This is a genomic window from Paucibacter sp. TC2R-5 (genome assembly GCF_025717605.1).
Taxonomy (GTDB): Bacteria; Pseudomonadota; Gammaproteobacteria; order Burkholderiales; family Burkholderiaceae_C; genus Paucibacter_A; species Paucibacter_A albus.
On record NZ_JAJIRQ010000001.1, the window covers coordinates 132,248 to 151,194 of the forward strand.

18 protein-coding genes are annotated in these 18,947 nt (G+C 62.3%); 12 read left to right on the plus strand and 6 right to left on the minus strand.

What is annotated here, in order from left to right:
• The first annotated feature begins 127 nt into the window (after positions 1-127).
• Both LNV08_RS00605 and LNV08_RS00610 read left to right on the plus strand, forming a co-directional pair.
• Positions 128-628 carry a hypothetical protein gene (locus tag LNV08_RS00605; protein WP_263531716.1) on the plus strand — a complete coding sequence of 167 codons (501 nt, stop codon included), beginning with the start codon at positions 128-130 and terminating at the stop codon, positions 626-628.
• Complete coding sequence (locus LNV08_RS00610) at positions 625-1,536, plus strand: DUF2145 domain-containing protein (RefSeq protein WP_263531717.1); 912 nt, start codon at positions 625-627, stop codon at positions 1,534-1,536. The genes LNV08_RS00605 and LNV08_RS00610 overlap by 4 nt, the downstream gene beginning before the upstream one ends.
• Here the strand turns inward: LNV08_RS00610 and LNV08_RS00615 are convergent.
• Positions 1,533-2,138 (minus strand): YqiA/YcfP family alpha/beta fold hydrolase, encoded by a 606-nt coding sequence (locus LNV08_RS00615; protein WP_263531718.1) that lies wholly within the window; start codon positions 2,136-2,138, stop codon positions 1,533-1,535. The two genes, LNV08_RS00610 and LNV08_RS00615, sit on opposite strands and share 4 nt — an antisense overlap.
• A 276-nt stretch (positions 2,139-2,414) precedes the next feature.
• On the opposite strand from LNV08_RS00615, the gene LNV08_RS00620 reads away from it, so the two are divergent.
• From LNV08_RS00620 to LNV08_RS00635, 4 genes are all read left to right on the plus strand, one after another.
• Positions 2,415-5,189: a zinc-dependent metalloprotease gene (locus LNV08_RS00620; RefSeq protein WP_263531719.1), complete on the plus strand. Its 2,775-nt coding sequence runs from the start codon at positions 2,415-2,417 to the stop codon at positions 5,187-5,189.
• 180 nt (positions 5,190-5,369) lie between these two features.
• Positions 5,370-6,374, plus strand: a complete 1,005-nt coding sequence (locus LNV08_RS00625; protein ID WP_263531720.1) for a transporter — start codon at positions 5,370-5,372, stop codon at positions 6,372-6,374.
• A gap of 60 nt (positions 6,375-6,434) precedes the next feature.
• Positions 6,435-7,268 (plus strand): GNAT family N-acetyltransferase, encoded by an 834-nt coding sequence (locus LNV08_RS00630; protein WP_263531721.1) that lies wholly within the window; start codon positions 6,435-6,437, stop codon positions 7,266-7,268.
• A 278-nt stretch (positions 7,269-7,546) separates the two neighbouring features.
• Positions 7,547-8,050 (plus strand): hypothetical protein, encoded by a 504-nt coding sequence (locus LNV08_RS00635; RefSeq protein WP_263531722.1) that lies wholly within the window; start codon positions 7,547-7,549, stop codon positions 8,048-8,050.
• 78 nt (positions 8,051-8,128) lie between these two features.
• On the opposite strand, the gene LNV08_RS00640 is transcribed toward LNV08_RS00635, so the two are convergent.
• The 3 genes from LNV08_RS00640 to LNV08_RS00650 are packed head-to-tail and all read right to left on the minus strand — an operon-like array spanning position 8,129 to position 11,105.
• Positions 8,129-8,353 (minus strand): DUF350 domain-containing protein, encoded by a 225-nt coding sequence (locus LNV08_RS00640; RefSeq protein ID WP_263531723.1) that lies wholly within the window; start codon positions 8,351-8,353, stop codon positions 8,129-8,131.
• A gap of 42 nt (positions 8,354-8,395) precedes the next feature.
• Positions 8,396-10,045: a DUF4178 domain-containing protein gene (locus LNV08_RS00645; protein WP_263531724.1), complete on the minus strand. Its 1,650-nt coding sequence runs from the start codon at positions 10,043-10,045 to the stop codon at positions 8,396-8,398.
• Positions 10,046-10,052: 7 nt separating this feature from the next.
• Entirely contained in the window at positions 10,053-11,105 is a 1,053-nt protein-coding gene (locus LNV08_RS00650) for an SPFH domain-containing protein (protein WP_263531725.1), read from the minus strand.
• Positions 11,106-11,212: 107 nt separating this feature from the next.
• On the opposite strand from LNV08_RS00650, the gene LNV08_RS00655 reads away from it, so the two are divergent.
• The 3 genes from LNV08_RS00655 (at position 11,213) to LNV08_RS00665 (ending at position 13,162) form a co-directional block, all read left to right on the plus strand.
• On the plus strand, positions 11,213-11,698 hold the full coding sequence (locus LNV08_RS00655; RefSeq protein ID WP_263531726.1) for a molybdenum cofactor biosynthesis protein MoaE: 486 nt from the start codon (positions 11,213-11,215) through the stop codon (positions 11,696-11,698).
• Positions 11,695-12,084, plus strand: coding sequence for a fluoride efflux transporter CrcB (gene crcB / locus LNV08_RS00660; RefSeq protein WP_263531727.1), 390 nt, complete (start codon positions 11,695-11,697; stop codon positions 12,082-12,084). Before LNV08_RS00655 ends, crcB begins: the two co-directional genes overlap by 4 nt.
• A 109-nt stretch (positions 12,085-12,193) precedes the next feature.
• Positions 12,194-13,162, plus strand: coding sequence for a collagenase (locus tag LNV08_RS00665; protein WP_263531728.1), 969 nt, complete (start codon positions 12,194-12,196; stop codon positions 13,160-13,162).
• Positions 13,163-13,202: 40 nt separating this feature from the next.
• Here the strand turns inward: LNV08_RS00665 and LNV08_RS00670 are convergent, their stop codons facing one another.
• Positions 13,203-13,685, minus strand: a complete 483-nt coding sequence (locus LNV08_RS00670) for a YciI family protein (RefSeq protein WP_263531729.1) — start codon at positions 13,683-13,685, stop codon at positions 13,203-13,205.
• Positions 13,686-13,802: 117 nt separating this feature from the next.
• Complete coding sequence (locus LNV08_RS00675) at positions 13,803-14,318, minus strand: DUF1993 family protein (RefSeq protein WP_263531730.1); 516 nt, start codon at positions 14,316-14,318, stop codon at positions 13,803-13,805.
• Between the two features lie 142 nt (positions 14,319-14,460).
• Here LNV08_RS00675 and clpB point away from each other — a divergent pair, with 142 nt between their 5' ends.
• The 3 genes from clpB (at position 14,461) to LNV08_RS00690 (ending at position 18,938) form a co-directional block, all read left to right on the plus strand.
• Positions 14,461-17,067, plus strand: a complete 2,607-nt coding sequence (clpB, locus tag LNV08_RS00680; protein WP_263531731.1) for an ATP-dependent chaperone ClpB — start codon at positions 14,461-14,463, stop codon at positions 17,065-17,067.
• A 132-nt stretch (positions 17,068-17,199) separates the two neighbouring features.
• On the plus strand, positions 17,200-17,928 hold the full coding sequence (locus tag LNV08_RS00685; protein WP_263531732.1) for a GNAT family N-acetyltransferase: 729 nt from the start codon (positions 17,200-17,202) through the stop codon (positions 17,926-17,928).
• A gap of 296 nt (positions 17,929-18,224) precedes the next feature.
• Entirely contained in the window at positions 18,225-18,938 is a 714-nt protein-coding gene (locus tag LNV08_RS00690; RefSeq protein ID WP_263531733.1) for a hypothetical protein, read from the plus strand.
• Positions 18,939-18,947 lie beyond the last annotated feature (9 nt).

Sequence of the window (18,947 nt, forward strand, 5' to 3'; positions counted from 1 at the left end):
ATGCAAAAGGACTACGGCATTCGGCAGGGGGTCTACTCAGCGCTGCTGCAGCAAAGCCTTGCTACCATGGCGGCCGATTTCGGCTTTGCGCCAGCCCAGCTCTCCAACCATCTACGGGAACCCGATCATGAACTCCTCCACTCTCATCAAGCGGACTCTTGCTGCGGGCCTGCTTTTGAGCAGCGCCCTGGCGCTGCCGGCCTTGGCTGCCAGCTCGACCGCATCTTCGGCCTCCGAGGGCGCCAGCAGCGCGGCCAGCAGCGGCTCCAAATCGCTGGAGGCCTCAAGCGGCTCGTCGACCAAGGGCGACAAGGTTGCGGCCGGCGACTACAAAATCATCGACGTGGCCGCCGCCGCTGACCGGCCCGGCATGGTGCGCGTGCACCTGCAGGCGGCCGCCGCCACCACCACCACCAACATAGCGGCGTCGAATGCGGCGGATGACTTCTATCTGGTCCTGCCCGAGCAAGCCTTCGAGAAAAGCCAGCTGAGCACGGGGCAGCTGGTGACAGCGCGCCAACACGCTTACGGCCTGGAGTTTGCTAACGGGCAAAGCAAGCAGGCATTTTTCCTGGTGCTCAGCGACGAGTGGTATCGCGAACTCGACAGCAAGGCCGTCGCGATTTGAATCGAGTCCTAGGACTGTTGGCGCTCGCGCTGCTGGGCAGCGGCGCGGTGCAAGCCGGCGGCTTGCGGTTTTGCGAGCAGCCCATGCAGCTCAGTGCCAGCCAGCAGGACAAGCAGCTGCGCTTTGTGGCCATCGTCAAAGACGAGTTGGAACGCAGCGGTCAGGGCGTCGCTTTGGTGTCGCGGGCCGGCACCGATTTGAGTCGCTTTGGGATGCGCTATTCGCACGCGGGTTTGGCTTTGCGGGACAGTGACAACACGCCTTGGTCGGTGCGCCAGCTTTATTACGTCTGCGATGAAGCCGCGCCAAAGCTCTATGACCAAGGCTTGGCAGGCTTTTTGATCGGAGCCAATCAGGCCGAGCTGGGCTATTTATCGGTGCTGCTCTTTGCGCCGGCCGAATCCGCCGCGATTGAACGCGCCGCGCTGGACAAGCGCAGTGCCTTGCAGTTGCTGGCACCCAGCTACAGCGCCAACGCCTACCCCTTCAGTGCGCGCTATCAAAACTGCAACCAATGGGTGGCGGAGTTGTTGGCGGCCACCTTGGGGAACTTAGGGCAGGGCGCGGCGCAAGAAGAGATTCGCCCGCAGGCCCAGGCCTGGTTGAAGGCGCAAGGCTACCGGCCGGCGCTGTTCGACATCGGCTTTGCGCCGCTGCTATGGGGTGCGGCCGCCTTCATCCCCTGGGTGCACAACGACGACCATCCGGCCGAGGACCTGGCAGCGGCCCGCTACCTCGTCAGCATGCCGGCCTCGATCGAAGCCTTTGTGCAGCAAACCATGGCCGGCGCGCAGCGCATCGAGTTTTGCCATAACGGCCAATATGTGCTGATCCGGCGCGGCTGGGGGCCGGGCCTGGCCGAGGGCTGCGTGGCCGAGGCGCAAGACCGGGTCATTGCATTGAATTAGGCCAGGCCCAGGAAGTCGCTCAACTCGGGCAAATAGTCGTCAAAGTCCGACAAGCCATGGTCGCTGCCTTCCAGCAGCTTGACGCGGCAGTTGGCATAGCGGGCCTGCATCTCGCGCCAGTCCAGCACTTCGTCGCCCTTGGCGATGACGGCCAGCAGGCGCTGCGGCTGGCTGCTGAAGGGGGTGCTCAACGCTTGCAGCTCTTGGATGAATTCGGGGCGGAAGAAGAAGCGTTCTTCAGGGTCTTGCCAGCAACTTTGCTCGCCTATGTATTTTTCCAGGTCGCGCGCCGGGTCGACGGCCGGGTTCAAGAGCACGGTGCGGCTGCTTCGAAAGCGTGGCCACTCGGCCAAAACGGTGGCGTAAAAGCCGCCGAGCGAGCTGCCCATCAGCGCGCAACCTTGGCTCGGCCAGTCGGCCGTCAAGTCTCGCAGCAAGGCCATCGCCTCGGTGGGCGAGGGCGGCAGTTGCGGGCAGGCAAATACCAGCGCAGGGTTGTGGCTGCGCACCCAGTCGGCCATTCTGAGCGCCTTGGCCGAGCGCGGCGAAGAGCGAAAGCCGTGCAGATAGAGCAGGTGGGTGGTTTGGGGGCGGGTGTGCATGCGCGCAGTCTAAAGGGCTGGCTTGAGGCTTGTTGGCGACTGGGCGTCATGGCTTGTGTGCCGGCGCCTGGGGTAAACCCTTTGCCAAGTGACTAAATGCGACGAATGGCGGAACGCTTTGTGCGAAGCACGCTCGGCCGCATTGACGGCGCGCTGCGCCTGGTTCACAGTGGCCGACTTTGTCGCGCGAGCACCGTTGATGGGCGCTCGCGCTGCCAATATATTCGGGCTCGGGCCATCCGCTTGAGCCTTGTGCAATGTTTCAGGATGGTCTGAATGACTTCATATGTTTCGCTGCTCGGCTCGCGCCGGCTCACCTTGTCTGCCGTGGCTGCGGCCGTTTCATTGCTGAGTGCTTGCGCCACCACCGCGCCCGATGCGGCCGCGCCAACAGCCGCCGCTACTGCCGCTGCTGCGGCGCCCGTCAAGGCAGGCAACCCCGCTACACCAGTCTCGGCAGCCTCGGCTGCATCGGCCCCCAATGCAGGCGCCAAGCCACCCGCCGACCCGACCGCGCCCAAGCCTTTCGCTGAAGTCAGCAAGGATGCCAAGGTGCAGGCCGGTCTGTTCCCGATCTGGCGCAAGGACGACAAGGTCTGGCTCGAAATCCCCAAGGACAAGATCGGCAAGCCATTCTTGTTCACCGTCAATATCGCCAGCTCGATCGGCGAGCGCGGCCTTTACGCCAGCCAGATGGTGGCCGACCAAATGGTCGAGTGGCGCCGCATCGGCAACCAGATTCAGTTGGTGGCGCTGAACACCGCCTTCCGCGGCGAAGGCGGCGGCAAGCTGGCGGTCAGCCAGGCTTTCTCGCCCAGCCTGATTGCGGCCGGCCCGGTCGGCAGTGCCGAGCATCCGCAGACCAAGTCGGTGCTGGTTGATGCCGGTATGTTCCTGACCGACATCCCTGGCTTGTCGACAAGGCTTGAAGTGGCTTACCGCCTGCCTTATGCGCCGGATCGCAGCAATTCCTCTTTCGAAGCCACGCGCGCCGATGCCAAGCTCAGCACGCTGACCGCCCGCATGCATTTCTTCACGCCGCGCATTCCTGCGCCGCCGCTGGTGGCGCCGCCAGCACCCGTGCCATCGCCGCCGCAGAGCACGCCCGATCCGCGCAGCATGTTCTTCAGCTTTGTCTACAACTTCCAAGCGCTGCCGGATCTGCCGATGCCGACGCGCAAGCTCGACCCGCGCCTGGGTCACTTTGCGGAGTCCTATTCAGACTTCGGCAGCGACAGCAAGGCCAATGTGCGTGTGCATCTGGTCAAGCGCTGGAGGCTCGAAAAGCAAGACGCCAATGCGGAGCTGAGTGAGCCGATTCAGCCCATCACCTATTGGATGGACAAGAACATTCCGCCGCAATATCGCCCTGCGGTGGAGGCCGGCATCCTGGAGTGGAACAAGGCCTTCGAGAAGATCGGCTTCAAGAACGCCATCCAGGCCAAGCAGCAGCCCGACGATGCCGATTGGGACAATATGGACTCCAGCCACGCGTCGATCCGCTGGTTTGTGGGCTCCGATGTGGGCTTTGCGATTGGCCCCAGCCATGCCGACCCGCGCACCGGTGAAATTCTGGATGCCGACATCGGCATGAGCGATGTGTTCGCGCGCGGCTCGCGCCGCTTCATCAGCGATGATCTGGGTGCTTCTGCTGCCAGTCCTGCTTCCCCCGTTTCCCCTGCTTTCTCTGCGCTTGCGCTGGACCGCCATGGCCACAAGCATGGCGCCGCCGACTATTGCAGTTATGCCAACGAGGCTGCCGCCGAGATGGGCTTTGCGCTCGACTTGCTGGAAGGTCGCGGCGACATCCTGCCCGACAGTCCCGAGGCCGAGGCCTTTGTGCAAGCCGTCATCAAGGACGTGATCACGCACGAAGTCGGCCACACCCTGGGCCTCAAGCACAACTTCAAGGCCTCCACCTCGGTCAGCTTGAAGCAGCTGCAAGACAAGGCCCACACCGAGAAGTACGGCATCTCCAATTCGGTGATGGACTACAACGCCTACAACCTGTCGCTGAAAGGCGAGCCGCAAGGCAGCTTGACCAACACGACCCTTGGCGCTTACGACTACTGGGCGATCGAGTACGCCTACAAGCCTTTGGCCGCCGAGACCGAAGTGGCCGACCTGGCCAAAATTGCCGCCCGCAGCATCGAGCCGCAGCTGGCATATGCCGATGACATCGACGCAGGCGTGGGCGGCCCTTATGACGGTTTCGACCCGGACGCCAACCGCTTTGACCTGGGCGATGACCCGCTGGCCTACTTCAAGCGCCGCCTGGCCTTGAGCCAGGAACTGTGGGCGCGCGTGCAGGACCGCAAGCCGGTGGTCGGCGGCGACCCGCTGCGCGACCGCCGCTCCATCGTCGAAAGCTTCCGTCAACTGGCGCGCTCTGCCGAGCTGACCGGCAAGTATGTCGGCGGCATGCATGCGCTGCGCGACCTGCCCGGCAGCACCGGCCGCCCGGCCTTCAGTGCCGTCGAGCCTGCCCGTCAGCGTGAGGCCTTGAAGTTCATCTCGAGCGGCTTGCTGTCGGCCAACTCCTTCCGCTTCCGCCCTGAGTTCCTGGCTTCGCAGACGCTGGACTACAACGAGTGGGAGCGTGTGCAGCTGTCGATCCCGGCGGCCGTGGCCGTCGTGCAGGCAACCGTGCTGGATCGCCTGATGTCGGCCAACACCGCGCGCCGCCTGATCGATATGCCTGCCTTTGTGGCGGAGAAGGATCGCAAGGGGCTGGTCTCGCTGTCCGAGGTGCACAGCACTTTGAACGCGGCCGTTTGGAGCGAGCTCAAGAGCGGTGCCGAGATCGACGGCTTGCGTCGCAATCTGCAGCGCGAGCATCTGAAGCGTTTGCAGGCAGTGCTGACGCGCGGCGGCGGCCCTGGCCTTTTGGCCGATGCCTATGCGATGGTGCGCTTCCATGCGGTGCAGCTGCAGTCGGATCTGCGCGCCGCATCCGGCAAGAGCGGCCTGTCGGTTGAAACCCGCGCCCATCTGGCGGAAAGCCTGGATACCTTGAGCAGCGTGCTGAAGGCCAATATGCAGCGCAGCTGAGCCTGAGCTCAATCAGCTTGGCAAGGGCCGGCGCGGCTGCGTCGGCCCTTTTTTTATTGCACCGCACAAGTGCCGCAATACTTGCCTGACAATCGGGCCCGCAATGAGGTGGTCTTGAGGTCATGGCGGCGCGGTAAGGTAGTTGTAGCGGAGCTGGGCTGGTCTTTGGGGAAGGATGCAATGAATTATGTGTTTGGCGCTGTCGACAACGCCCTGATCTGCGGCTTTGTGCTGGCTCCCGGCCAGGCTGGCCGCCCGATTGGCCTGGCCGAGTCGCTGAGCTGGTTGGCGCTTGGGGCGGCGCAGCCCGCCGATGAATTCCTGTGGCTGCATTTCAACCTCACCGACACCACGGCCGAGAAATGGATGCAGGCGAACTTGAACCTGCCGCCGGAGTTCTTCGAGGCGCTGCGCGAGGGCTCGCGCTCGACCCGCATCGAAGACGCGTCCGACAACCTGATCGCCGTGGTCAACGATGTGGCCTTCGAGTTCTCGTTTGACCCGTCCGAGATCGCCTCGCTGTGGGTCAGCGTCAGCGAGCGGGTCTTGGTCAGCGCGCGCGTGCATCCCTTGCGTTCAATCGACCGATTGCGCCAAGCGGTCAAGGACGGCGCGCGCTTCAACTCCAGTGTCGAGTTGCTGAACCATTTGATGAACGATCAGGGCGATGTGCTGGTGCGCATCGTGCGCGAGGCGACGCTGCAGGTCGACAATATCGAGGACGGTTTGCTGGTTGGGCGCCTGCAGCAAAAGCGCGGCGAGCTGGGGCAGTTGCGCCGCGTGCTGGTTCGGCTGCAGCGCTTGTTGGCGCCCGAACCGGGTGCGCTGTTTCGGCTCTTGCGGCAGCCGCCGCCCTGGGTCAAGGCGCATGATCTGGACGAGTTGCGCCAAGCGACCGAGGAGTTTTCGCTGGTCATTCGCGACCTCTCGGCGCTGCAAGAGCGCATCAAACTGCTGCAAGAAGAGATGGTGGCGCAAGTGGGCGAGCAAACCAATCGCAGCGTTTTCACCTTGACGGTGGTGACCGTGTTGGCCTTGCCCATCAACATCATGGCCGGTATGTTCGGCATGAACGTCGGCGGCATCCCACTCTCCGAGCACCCGCATGGTTTCAGCATCCTGGCACTGGTGGTGCTGGGATTCACGGCGGTGGCGGGCTGGCTGGCGTTCAGGAAGAAGGACTGAAAGCCCGTCGCTGCGCTGTGTAGCGGCAGCCCCATGAATCTTGTGACCTAGGCCCTAGCCATGACGAATGAGCAGCAACTTTTTGAAGCCTACCGGGCCGACAGGCAAGGCCATGACATCGAGGGGTTCCGGCTCGAAGCCTTGCCGCATCTGAGCCGCTATCTGCCGCACAGTGATTGCGCTGATGCCGAGGCGCTGCTGTGCTTTTCACGCTTGAGCGCCGGCCAAGAGGCCAGGCAGATTCGCGAGCAGATCGACTACTTTGAAGCTCGCGGGCAAGATTTCGAATGGAAGCTCTATGGCTTGGAGGAACCCGCTGCGCTCAAACAATTGCTCGAAGCGCAGGGCTTTGTGGCCGACGAGCCCGAGCTGTTCATGCTCTATCCCTTGCTTGAACCCCTGCTTGAACGTACGCACGCGAAGGCCTCAGCGACTGTCGGCTTGCCTGCCGGCTTGTCTGCCGCCTTGCCTGCCGGTGTAAGCCTGCGCCGCTTGGTTGATCCGCTGGATTTGGATGATGTGCTGCAGGTGCAGGCCCAAATCTGGGGGCGAGACTTTGAATGGCTGCGCGCCAAGCTGGCAGCGAGCCTGGGCAAGCCTGAGGAAATGAGCATGTTCTGCGCCTATGCCGACGGCCAGCCCATAGGCACGGGCTGGACCGACTACCCGCCCGGTTCCAGATTCCCCGAGTTGCACGGCGGCGCGGTGCTGCCGGCCTGGCGCGGGCGGGGTGTCTATTCGGCCTTGTTTGAGCTGCGCTTCATTGAAGCGCGGGCGCGGGGCTTCGAGTGGATGGCGGTAGACGCCTCATTGATGAGCCGACCCATTCTGGAGGCCATAGGCTTCAAGCCCATTTGCCCGACTTGGCCGATGCGCTACCGTGCTCGGCCTTGAAGCGGCAGGCCTGCGGCCTTGGCCTTGAGGCCAAAGCGCTCAGAAGTCCAGGGTCCTGTAGGCGCCGCAAGCCATGGTGAAACGTGGCGGAGCCCTTGTCACGGCGGCGGTTTTTGGGTACGGGCGCCTCGGCGTCCGGGGCAAAATTGTTTACGGGGTGGCGCTGTAAAGCAATGGCGCCGGGAGGGGCGTCCGCTGAGAGTATGGTCTGCGTTCACAATGCGCTGTGAATCGGCCCAGCCTTTGACACCCCATCCATTTGACCCATCAGCCCACACATGTCGCAGCTCGCTGTCCGCACAGGCGGCCTCACAAAAGATGCCCTGTTGACCAAGCTGCACGAAGCGCAGGTCCAAATGAATGCCTATGCGATGACATTCATCCTTGATGAGGGCTTCATCGTGTCAACAAGTTCCTACACCGTCGATCTCGAGATCCTCTCGCTCGCAGATCTTGGACTGCCGGCAGGCGCTCACTATTCTGAAGTCCTTGCGGTCGCCGCTGCGGCCGGCCTGCAGCCCTGTCCGGCCGAACTCGGGCCTCACATGAGGCTGCAACTGCTTGAGCAACTGGAAGACCGCACTGCCGACACCCAAGCCGAGCGGGGAGCACCGCGGGGCTCGATCACGGTTGCATCCATGCCCTTGAAAGAAGACGATGACTTCCCCAAAGGTTTGTACCTGCGGCGTCTCGACGGGTGTCTCTGGCTGCGCGGATATCGATCCTGGTCGGGCCATATCTGGCGCCCGGAGGATGTGTTCGCGTTTGCCCATAGGGCTTAACGGGCCTTTGCGGACCTTTGCGGGCCCCGCCGGCGACTGCCATTTGCGCAGTCGGAGCCATTGCCTCTTGCGCAGCAGTCAACCGTGAATCGCTGCCGCCACGATCTGCCCGATCGAGATGCACATGGCGGCCACCACGATCGCCAGCGCCATATTCTTGTGCTCGACGATCTCTTCCCAGAGCTTGTAAGGGGTCAGCTTGTCGATGATGACAAAGCTGATCCAGAAGACCAGCACGCCGATCACGGCGTACAAGATAGAGCCCAGCACGACGGCAGGGCGTAACCACTCAAATCCACTCATACGCTACTCCTTGAAGTTTGCTTGTTTGGCGCGCCCGGCTGATCATTTGTGCCCGCCACCGCTGCTGCCCGAGCCACCATAGGACCCGCCGCTATAGCCTCCACCGCCAGGGTAGATGCGTGGTCCGCCGCTGCGCCGGCACTGCGCATATTCAGCGCTGGCTTCGCCGAAATTGTCTTTATAGCTTTGGCAATCGTCATTGCTGGTGCCGCAGGACTTCACCAGCATGAAGATGAAGAACAGCACAAACAGGCTCAGGATGATGTTGCGCATGGGGCGCTGCGAGCCGGTGTTGAAGCTCGACGCATCGCGGCTGAGTGCCCCAGCTTGGCTGGCATCGAGTTTGAAGGCCTTGGCAACCTCGGCGGCGTCGAGCTTGCGGCCCAGGCTCCAGGTGACTTCATCTGCGGTTTGCTCGCGGCTGAGCAGGGTACCGGCTTGGCCACCGGCGGCTTCATAGTCGCTGACTTGCGCGATTTGATCGCGCGCCACCGGCCAATAGAACTCGCCCAGCACATGGGTGACCTTGGCCGCATAGCTCCAGCGTTTTCTGAAGCGCTGGCCCTGCCATTCGATGCGCTCACCTTGGCCCTGGGGTGAGCCAGTCAAGGGCCGCACCAAACTCCAACCTTCCTCGGTGTCCACCAGGAAGGCAAAGCCCTCCAATTTGTTGAACAAGAGGTACTCGCGCCAAAAAGTCTGTTCGTCATCGCTGCCGGCGGCCGGCAGATCGCAGCGCTCTTGGTAGCCCACCACCTGCCACGGCAGCTTGGCGCCCGTGCTGAGCGCCAAATTGCCGATAAGGCCGACCCGGCCGAGCGGAATTTGCGGCTCGCGCCCGGCCACTTCTTGGGCGTAATGAGCGAGTCCGGCGCTTGTATCGGCGTTTGAATCTACGCCTTGGCCCTGCGAGATGTCCACCACCGCCTGGCACTGGCCGCAGACGATGGATTTGCTTTGCGCCAGCTGCGGCGTCAGCGCCGCGCCGCAGCTCGGGCACTCTAGGCTGCGCGCCTTGAGTGCGGCTTCTTGCTTGTCCTCGCGCAGTCCGTGCAAGGCCAAGTCCTCGAAGCGTACCGGCCGGCCCAGCGACCACTGCACGCCGCCCTCCGCCCCGTAGTCCAAGCTGCCGACTTCGTCTTTGCCATTGCGCAGCTCGGCCAGCCAAGCTTCGGCGCCTAGCGCTGGCGGGCGCGGCAGCTCGCCTTGCGCGGCCAGGGTCTTGACCCGTGTCAGCGCGGAAACGCGCCAGCTTGTGCCCGCCAGCACCAGCATATCGCCCAGCACCAGCTCATGGGACTGCGGCGGCGTCTCGTTCAAGCCCGACTCGAAGCTCAGCACAAATTGGCCGTTATCCTCGCTCAGCCAGGCACTCTTGCCCGAATCAAACAGCGCATGCCATTCGTTCCAGGTGCCGCTGCTGCCGCCCAGCTGCAAGCGCCCGAGCACGGTGAATGCATCGCCGGCAAAGCGCCCACCGGCACCCAGCTGCAGTGGTGAATAGTCTTCCAGCAGCTCGGCGCTGAGGCCAATTTTGCGCAGCACCGCGCCTTCGCGCAGCAAGCTACTGCGGCAAAAGGAACAGACGGCGCTGGCCGAGGCGGCGGAGGCGAACTCGACCGTCGCACCGCAGTTCGGGCAGGCTGCGCTCCAGCGGCGCTGCGCCGAGCCGGGGGAATCAGCTGGAGTCAAAGGAAATTCAGCCGAGTTTCTTCAGCAGATCGGTCTTCTTGGCGGCGAACTCCTCGTCGGTCAAGATGCCCTTGGCCTTGAGCTCGCCGAGCTTCTCCAGCAAGGCCATGATGTCTTCCGCGGTTTGTACCGGAGCTGCCGGCGCTGTTGCTGCTGCAGTTGGCGCGGCTTGGCCACCTAAGCCCGCTTGCAATTGCTGGGCCATCACTTGCCCCATGGCAAGACCTGCCCCCAGACCCATCGCGTCGCCGGCCACGCCACTTCCGCCGCCGCCACTGCCCGCACCTTCGGCAAACTTGGGGATCGCCTGCGCGGTCTGGTATTGCATGAATTGGCCCATGTTCTGGCCGATCATGCCCATGCCGATTTTCTGGTCGAGGATCTTCTGCAACTCCTCGGGCAGCGAGACGTTTTGCAGCGTGACGCTCTCCAGCTTCAGGCCTATCTTGGCGAACTCGGGCGCGGTGACGGCTTGCAGCTGCGCAGCAAACTCGACCTGATTGGCCGCCAGGTCAAGAAATGGGATGCCGGCCTGCGCGACCGCATCGCTGATGTGTTGCAGCATCATGCCGCGCAGCTGGCCGTCCAGGTCTTGGGCCGTGTAGCGCTCGCGCGTGCCCGAAATCTCGGTGTGGAAGAGCTTGGCGTCGGCAATGCGGTAAGCAAAGTTGCCAAAGGCACGCAGCCGCACCGCGCCGAAATCCTTGTCGCGAATCGTCACCGGTTGCTGGGTGCCCCAGCGCTGGTCGATCTGTTGGCGGGTGCTGAAAAAGTACACATCGCTCTTGAAGGGCGACTCGAACAATTTGTCCCAGTTCTTCAGATAGGTCAGCACCGGCAGGGTCTGCGTTGTCAGCTTGTACATGCCGGGGCCGAATACATCGGCCACCTTGCCTTCATTGACGAAGACAGCGATCTGCGACTCGCGCACGGTCAGCGAGGCGCCGTACTGGATTTCCATATCGGCAATCGGGAAACGCCAAGCCAGCGTACCGTCGGTGTCTTCGGTCCACTGAATAATGTCTATGAACTGTTTCTTGATGAAGTCCATCAGTCCCATGGTGTGCTCCTTCGTTGTAAGCGTGCGCCGCAGTATGCGACATCTGCGGCCCGGTTTTACTCTCCCTGTGGGTGATTTTCACGTGGCAGCGCAGGCACAATTCCGGCATGAAGCAAATTCCCCGTGTCAGCATCCAAACCGAAGACTTTGATCTGGGCGCGCAAACGCTGGCCCTGCGTGGGCAAGACGGCGGCATAGGCGCTGTGGTGGCCTTTGTCGGCACCGTGCGGGATGCCAGTCATGGCCAGAACGTCAGTGCCATGGAGTTGGAACATTACCCCGGCATGACCGAGGCGGCGATCGAAAGCATGATTGACGCGGCCTTTGCGCGCTTTGACATTCGCGCCGCGCGGGTGATTCACCGCGTCGGCGCCTTGCTCGCCTGTGATCAGATCGTGCTGGTGCTGGTGGCTTCGGCGCATCGCGGCCAGGCTTTTCAAGCCTGCGAGTTCTTGATGGATTATCTGAAGACGCAGGCACCGTTCTGGAAGAAGGAAACCACGCCCGACGGCGCCCATTGGGTCGATGCGCGCGACAGCGACGATGCGGCGCTGGCGCGCTGGGGCTTGGTCTCGAACAACGCCAGCGTATGACAGCCGCCATGTTCTTCCAGGCGGGAGCCGTCGCCGGCGGCGCGGCCGTCGGTGCGCTGCTGCGTTGGGCTACCGGCTTGTGGCTCAATGAGCGGTTCGCGAGTGTTGCGGGCTTTCCGCTCGGCACGCTGGTGGTCAATCTGGCCGGCGGCTTCATGATAGGCATGGCGATGGCCTGGTTTGGCCGCAGCCCTAATGATTTACTCAAACTGCTCTTGGTCACCGGCTTTTTGGGCGGCCTGACCACTTTTTCAGCCTTCTCGGCCGAGTCATTGGCTCTGTTGCAGCGTGGTGAGGCGGGCATGGCGCTGTGGCACGCGGCCTTGCACACGCTCGGCGGCCTGGGCTGCGCGGCGGCGGGGTGGCGCTTGATGCAGCAGGCTTAGCTCGCACTCTGGCTGCGGGTTTGCTCGCTTACTCTTGATCTTTTGTTGCCTTATATTGCAGATATATTAGTAAATATGATGCATGGACGCAGAAGCCGAGAGGAAGAATTTGAAAGCGAAGAAACGATTTGGGGCAGCCGGCACTCAGGCTTGCAGGGACATCTGTTTGGCGATCGGCGTGCTGCTGAGCATGGGTCTCTTGGGGGCGGCGCAAGCCGCTGCCTCTGAGTCCAATCCAGCGGCTGGTGAGGCCGGCGGCGCGGACCAGGTCATGAGTCGCAGCCACCGCTGCAGTGCCACGCTGGACCTGCGCTCGCAGGCCTTGAGTGCGCAGCAAGAGCAAGCCATCTGCCGCGAGTTGGCCGAGATTGAAGCGCGCTTTCACCGGCTGTTCGGTACCGAGGGCAAGCCGGTCAAGCATGACCTGAACAACTCGTTGCGCGCCAATATCTACGCCTCGGCCGATGAATTTGTTCGTTATGCGGGTGCGCATTTCAATATGCCGACGAACAATGGCGGCATGTATCTGGAAGGCCTGCCCGAGCAGAGCGGCAATAGGGCCGAGTTTGTTGCCAACCAAAACAAGGACGGCAGCGTGCGCAATCTCGGGCACGAGTATGTTCACTATCTGGACGGGCGCTTCAACCTCTATGGCGACTTTTGCGCCAATCTGCATGACTCCCATGAGCCGCCGGAGAACTGCGCCAAGCCCGCGCCGCAAACACCCTATCTGATCTGGTGGACCGAAGGCGTGGCCGAGTACATCGCGCGCGGCGCCGATCATCCCAAAGCCTTGAAACTGGCGGGCAGCAAGGCCTTCTCCCTGAGTCAGTTGTTTGACACCGGCTATATGAGCAATAGCGGCGATGAGCGCGTCTATGCCTGGGGTTACTTGGCCGCACGTTTCATGATCGAGCAGCAGCGGCCCAAGCTGGAGCAGATGCTGAGCTTCACCCGCAGCGGCGACTACCCGCGCTACCAGGCGCTGCTGCGCGGCTGGGGCAAGAGCTTGGATGGGGAGTTTGCGACATGGCTGGACGGTCTGAGCCCGGCGGCGGCGTCAATCAAGGCTGAGTGAGACAAGGGATGCAGGCATTGCCCTGCCTCCAAGTGCCGTCTCAAAAGCTCTTCTTCGTCACCTTTTTATGTGCGTCATTGACCAGCATCAGCGCCGCTGAGCCGTAGTACTTGTGGTACTCGGCCACCATCTCGCCGCTGCTGATGACGGGGTCGGTGCCCGTGAGCAGCTTGGCTTCCTCGATATCGCTGACGGCCAAAACGAACAAACCTCGCCACCCGTCCACGCCGTCCAATGGGCCGGCCAGAGCCAGCTTGCCCTCGGCCGCGAGACGGTTGATATTGGCGAAATGACCCTTGAACATGGCGCTGCGCGCCTCGCCCGCCGGCATCGGAGTCGGCCCGGTCTTGAGGATCACCAGCACATAGCGCCGCATGCCGTATTCGTCCGCGCCGACAGCTTGGGCCAACTCGGCGTCATAAATCGCTGCAGGCGGCTTGGGTGTCGCGGTGGGTTGAGGTGTTTGGGCGAGCGCGGCGCCCCAGGCTAAGCACAGCGTTAGGCTGGCAATGAGCATTCGCATGGCGGGCATCTCCTTTGGGGTTCGGGCAATGCTACGCCAGGCTTTGGCTGAGCGCTTGTCAGCAATATGAGGCCGCCGCTTGCGATTTACATGTTTGGCCAGCGATTGGGTTGTGGCTCAACGCCAGCGATGCAGCCCGTCAAAGTCCTCTTTGCTCAAGGCAAGGCCTTGCTGGCGCAGGATGGCGTAAGCACAGCTCAGGTGAAAGAAGAAGTTAGGCAGGGCGAACTGGCAGAGAAAGACTATGCCCGGCAGTTCTATCGTCGCGTGGCCGGCGTCACTGCTGATCGACCTGGCCTCGGCGCCTGCAAATTGCTCCGGCGTCAATTCCGCCAACCAAGCTTGGCGAGCAAGGATCATGGCCTGCAGCCCGCTCAAACCGGCCGGATATTCGCCGAAGGCCGGCACCTCCCGCCCCAAGAGTGGCGCCAGGGCCCGCAACACAAATCCGCCGGCGACCTCGACTTGGGCCCGCAGCGGCAACATATCGGCTGCCAGCCGAGCGGCGAGCAAATCGCCCTCCGACAGGGCTCCCGCCTCGATCTGCGTTTGAGCCATATCAAGCATTGCACTCAATTGGCCAAGATAGCGTTGAAAAACCGGCACCGAAGCCGCATAAAGGTTCAAGCTCATAGGTACAGGACGGGCTGAGTTGTTTGCGGCGATTGTCCGAGCAAAGCCCGGAGGCACAAGCGAATCGCGCAGCCTGCCCCTTGAATTCAGGCCAGGCCCGCCTCATTTGCCAATCAAGTTTTAACCGGAGGATTGATTCATCATGCGCCCCGACAAATTCACCACCCGTTTCCAAGAAGCCCTGGCCGATGCGCAGAGTGCGGCTGTTACGCGCGGCAACCCCTATATCGAGCCGGCCCATTTGCTGCTGGCCATGCTGGCGCAGGAAGATGGCCCCAAGGCCTTGCTGGAGCGAGCGAACGTCAAGACCGCCGCCCTCAAGACCGCGCTGGACACCATCGTTGCCGGCCTGCCGAATGTGCAAGGGGAGGGCCAGCAGGTTGGCGCCGGGCGCGACCTGGTGTCGCTCTTGCAAGCGGCCGAGAAGGAAGCCTCCAAGCGAGGCGATCATTTCATTGCCAGCGAGATGTTCTTGCTGGCGCTTTGCGACGCCAAGACCGATCTGGCCGGCATTGCGCGCGGCCATGGCCTCAGCCGCAAGGCGCTCGAAACCGCGATCGAGGCGGTGCGCGGTGGCCAAAAAGTCGACAGTCAGGAGTCCGAAGGCAACCGCGAGGCCCTGAAGAAATACACGCTGGATCTGACCGAGCGCGCACGCGCCGGCAAGCTCGACCCGGTGATTGGGCGAGACGATGAAATTCGCCGCTCGATCCAGGTGCTGCAGCGCCGCACCAAGAACAACCCGGTCTTGATCGGCGAGCCTGGTGTGGGCAAGACGGCCATCGTCGAAGGCCTGGCGCAGCGCATCGTCAATGGCGAAGTGCCCGATTCGCTGAAGAACAAGCGCATCCTGGTCTTAGACATGGCGCTGCTTTTGGCCGGCGCCAAATACCGTGGAGACTTCGAGGAACGTCTGAAGTCGGTCTTGAAGGAAGTGGCTCAAGACGAAGGTCAGACGATTCTCTTCATCGACGAAATCCACACCATGGTCGGTGCGGGCAAGGCCGAGGGCGCGATCGATGCCGGCAATATGCTGAAGCCCGCTTTGGCGCGTGGTGAGTTGCATTGCATCGGTGCGACCACGCTGGACGAGTACCGCAAATATGTTGAGAAAGACGCGGCGCTGGAGCGGCGCTTCCAGAAGGTGCTGGTCGACGAGCCCAGCGTCGAGGCGACGATCGCGATCCTGCGCGGCTTGCAAGAGAAGTACGAGGTCCACCATGGCGTGGAGATCACCGACCCGGCGATCATTGCCGCGGCCGAACTCTCACACCGCTACATCACCGACCGCTTCCTGCCCGACAAGGCCATCGATTTGATCGACGAGGCGGCGGCCAAGATCAAGATCGAGATCGACTCCAAGCCCGAGGTGATGGACAAGCTGGATCGCCGGATGATCCAGCTCAAGATCGAGCGCGAAGCGGTGCGGCGCGAGAAGGACGAAGGCTCGATCAAGCGCTTTGATCTGATCGAGGTGGAGTTGCTCAAGCTGCAACGTGAATACAACGACCTGGAAGAGATCTGGCTGGCCGAAAAGGCGCAGGCGCAGGGCTCTGCACATGTGAAGGAAGAGATCGACCAGATCCGCCAGCAGATCGAGGAATGGAAGCGCAAGGGCGATTTCAACAAGGTGGCTGAGCTGCAATATGGCCGCCTGCCCGAGTTGGAAACCAAGCTCAAGGATGCGCAGGCCAAGGAGGCCGGCAAATCCGGCAAGAACGCCGCCCCAGGCGTGCGGCCTAGCCTCTTGCGCACCATGGTTGGCGCAGAGGAGATCGCCGAAGTGGTGGCGCGCTCGACCGGCATCCCGGTCTCCAAGCTGCTGCAGGGCGAGCGCGACAAATTGCTGCAAATGGAAGGCAAACTGCATCAGCGTGTGGTCGGCCAGGATGAGGCGATCACGGCGGTGGCCGATGCAATCCGCCGCTCAAGGGCAGGTTTGAGCGACCCGAATCGGCCGCTCGGTTCCTTCTTGTTCCTCGGCCCCACCGGTGTGGGCAAGACCGAGCTGTGCAAGGCGCTGGCGGGCTTTTTGTTCGACAGCGAAGAGCACCTGATCCGCATGGACATGAGCGAGTTCATGGAAAAACACTCGGTGTCACGCCTGATCGGCGCGCCGCCGGGCTATGTCGGCTACGACGAAGGCGGCTACCTGACCGAGGCGGTGCGGCGCAAGCCTTATAGCGTGCTGCTGCTGGACGAGGTCGAGAAGGCGCACCCGGATGTCTTTAATGTGCTGCTGCAAGTCTTGGACGATGGCCGCCTGACGGACGGGCAGGGCCGCACGGTGGACTTCAAGAACACCGTCATCGTGATGACCAGTAACCTCGGGTCTCAGCAGATCATGGGCTTGGTCGGCGAGCCCAAGGAAGTGATCCGCGAGGCGGTCTGGGGTGAGGTGAAGGCGCATTTCAGGCCCGAGTTCTTGAACCGCATCGACGAGACGGTGATCTTCCATGCGCTCGACGCCAAGAACATTGCCGCGATCGCCAAGATCCAGCTGCAGATTCTCGAATCGAGGCTGGAGAAGCTGGAGATGAAGTTGGACGTCAGCGACGAGGCGCTGGCCGAGTTGGCCAAGGTTGGTTTTGATCCGGTGTTTGGTGCGCGGCCGCTCAAGCGCGCGATCCAGCAGCGGGTCGAGAACCCCTTGTCCAAGCTGATCCTGCAGGGCAAGTTTGGCCCCAAAGATGTGATCCCGGTCGACGTGCTGGACGGCGAGTTCCACTTCGGGCGAGTGGTGCACTGAGGCTTGCTCTTTGGACGGCCCTGTAATGGGGCCGTCGCTTGGCTAGTCTTCTCTTGTGCACTTTGATAATGGGGGGCTGAATCGAATGATTCAGCCCCTTCGGTTTTTGTTTGTTTCGCGCCAGTCAAGCCTATGTTTTCTCCTGTTGTTGAGTCTTTTTGGCAAAGCCAATTCCTTGCCGAGACAGCGGTTTTCGACAGTGAACGCCTGAGCGTGCACATCAAGCCCGAACTGGAGGAGGCGCGCCGGCTGGTCTTGCTCAAGCGCGCGGAGGGCAAGCTGATGGTGGCCCTGAAGCCGGCGTTGGCGCAGCAGGTCGGTTTGTTGTCACAGGCCCAGAACTTGACGCCGGAAAGCTTGCGGCTGATGTTGCGGGCTGCAGGCATTGCCTTGCACGGTGCTGACCATGTTTTCCATTTCAGCGAGGCGGCATTGGCGGCCTTGTTGGCTGAGCCGCAGGCCGCGCACATCCGTCCTTTGAGTGCTGCCGATGAAAAACTGTTTGCCGATTTCCTGTCGCAGTCAAGTGAGCAGGATTTGGATGATGCTTGGGTCGAGCTGGATCACTGGGCGGTGTTTGGCGCCTTTGATGCGCAGGGCCAGCTGATGTGCGCGGCCAGCATGTACCCCTGGGACGGCGCGCCAATTGCGGACATCGGTGTGTTGACCTTGCCCGCGTTTCGCGGCCAGGGCCAAGCGCGTCGGGTCGTGCGGGCCATTTGTCGCCATGCGGCTCAAGCCGGGTATCAAACGCAATATCGCTGCCAACTGGACAACGCGGCCTCGATTGCCCTGGCCCAGGCCGCCGGTTTGAGTTTGTATGGCAATTGGGACGTGATCGCGCAGGACGCGGATGCATAGGCCAAACCGGCATGCGGCCGGTGGCCTTGTGTGTAGAACGTGCTGCTGGTGATGCCGCTCAAATAACGCATTCGCCTAGCGTCGGGCCGGCTTGCCCCTACGCACGGCTGCGATGTGCCGGGCATCGCCTGACAAGTCAAGCAGTTGCCGCCACTGGTGAATCTTTTCGCCTAGGGTATTTCACAGGCTTGAGCCTAACGGCGCGCTGCTACATTCCTCACCCGTGAGATTCAGAGAACGCAAGGCGCCGGAGAGCGTCTGCGCCAGTTGACGCTATCGCTTAGGGAGGGTTTTTGATGAGCAATGATCTGAAGTCCATGCTGGCTGTTGCCGGCTTGGCAATCGGTTTGGCCGTGAGTTCGGGTGCCGCGCTGGCAGAGAATACGAATCTGGCGCCGGGCTTTACTCAGCTGGCCAAGGCCGCCAAAGTGGTGGTCATGCCGGTAGACGTCGAGCTGTTCTCGATGTCAGCCGGTGGCGTCAATGAACCGCGAGCCGATTGGACGACGGCGGCCCACGGACATATGAAAGCCGCCCTGGCCAGCAAGTCTAAGAAACTCGGGTTTAGCGCGGAGCCCATGAGCGAGGGGGCGGCCGACGAGTTTGCCGAACCCATTGCCCTGCATGCAGCAGTGGCGCGTTCAATTGCCTTGCATCACTCGGTGGGTGGAGTTTGGGCGCTTCCGACTAAAGAAGGCAAGTTGGATTGGAGCTTTGGCGATGCAATGAAGCAGTTGCAAGCCACGACGGGCGCGCAGTACGGCCTCTTTGTCTGGGTGCGAGACAGTTATGCCACCGCCGAGCGCAAGTTGGCGATGGCGGGCCTGGCGCTGCTGGGCATAGGTCTGGCAGGGGGTACTCAGACCGGTTATGCATCGCTGGTTGATCTGAACAGTGGTCAAGTGATGTGGTTCAACCGGCTGGCGCGTGCCAGTGGCGATCTGCGTGAGGCCGAAGCAGCGGCCGAATCTATCGAGGCCTTGCTGGCCGGTTTTCCCAAGGTGCAATGAAGCGCCGTG

Coding starts and splice junctions, on each gene's coding strand:
- LNV08_RS00625 (WP_263531720.1), top strand. CDS start 5,370: ATGAATTATGTGTTTGGCGCTGTCGACAACGCCCTGATCTGCGGCTTT.
- LNV08_RS00630 (WP_263531721.1), top strand. CDS start 6,435: ATGACGAATGAGCAGCAACTTTTTGAAGCCTACCGGGCCGACAGGCAA.
- LNV08_RS00605 (WP_263531716.1), top strand. CDS start 128: ATGAACTCCTCCACTCTCATCAAGCGGACTCTTGCTGCGGGCCTGCTT.
- LNV08_RS00675 (WP_263531730.1), bottom strand. CDS start 14,318: ATGAGCTTGAACCTTTATGCGGCTTCGGTGCCGGTTTTTCAACGCTAT.
- LNV08_RS00650 (WP_263531725.1), bottom strand. CDS start 11,105: ATGGGACTGATGGACTTCATCAAGAAACAGTTCATAGACATTATTCAG.
- LNV08_RS00655 (WP_263531726.1), top strand. CDS start 11,213: ATGAAGCAAATTCCCCGTGTCAGCATCCAAACCGAAGACTTTGATCTG.
- LNV08_RS00640 (WP_263531723.1), bottom strand. CDS start 8,353: ATGAGTGGATTTGAGTGGTTACGCCCTGCCGTCGTGCTGGGCTCTATC.
- LNV08_RS00615 (WP_263531718.1), bottom strand. CDS start 2,138: ATGCACACCCGCCCCCAAACCACCCACCTGCTCTATCTGCACGGCTTT.
- LNV08_RS00690 (WP_263531733.1), top strand. CDS start 18,225: ATGAGCAATGATCTGAAGTCCATGCTGGCTGTTGCCGGCTTGGCAATC.
- crcB (WP_263531727.1), top strand. CDS start 11,695: ATGACAGCCGCCATGTTCTTCCAGGCGGGAGCCGTCGCCGGCGGCGCG.
- LNV08_RS00635 (WP_263531722.1), top strand. CDS start 7,547: ATGTCGCAGCTCGCTGTCCGCACAGGCGGCCTCACAAAAGATGCCCTG.
- LNV08_RS00685 (WP_263531732.1), top strand. CDS start 17,200: ATGTTTTCTCCTGTTGTTGAGTCTTTTTGGCAAAGCCAATTCCTTGCC.
- LNV08_RS00620 (WP_263531719.1), top strand. CDS start 2,415: ATGACTTCATATGTTTCGCTGCTCGGCTCGCGCCGGCTCACCTTGTCT.
- clpB (WP_263531731.1), top strand. CDS start 14,461: ATGCGCCCCGACAAATTCACCACCCGTTTCCAAGAAGCCCTGGCCGAT.
- LNV08_RS00670 (WP_263531729.1), bottom strand. CDS start 13,685: ATGCGAATGCTCATTGCCAGCCTAACGCTGTGCTTAGCCTGGGGCGCC.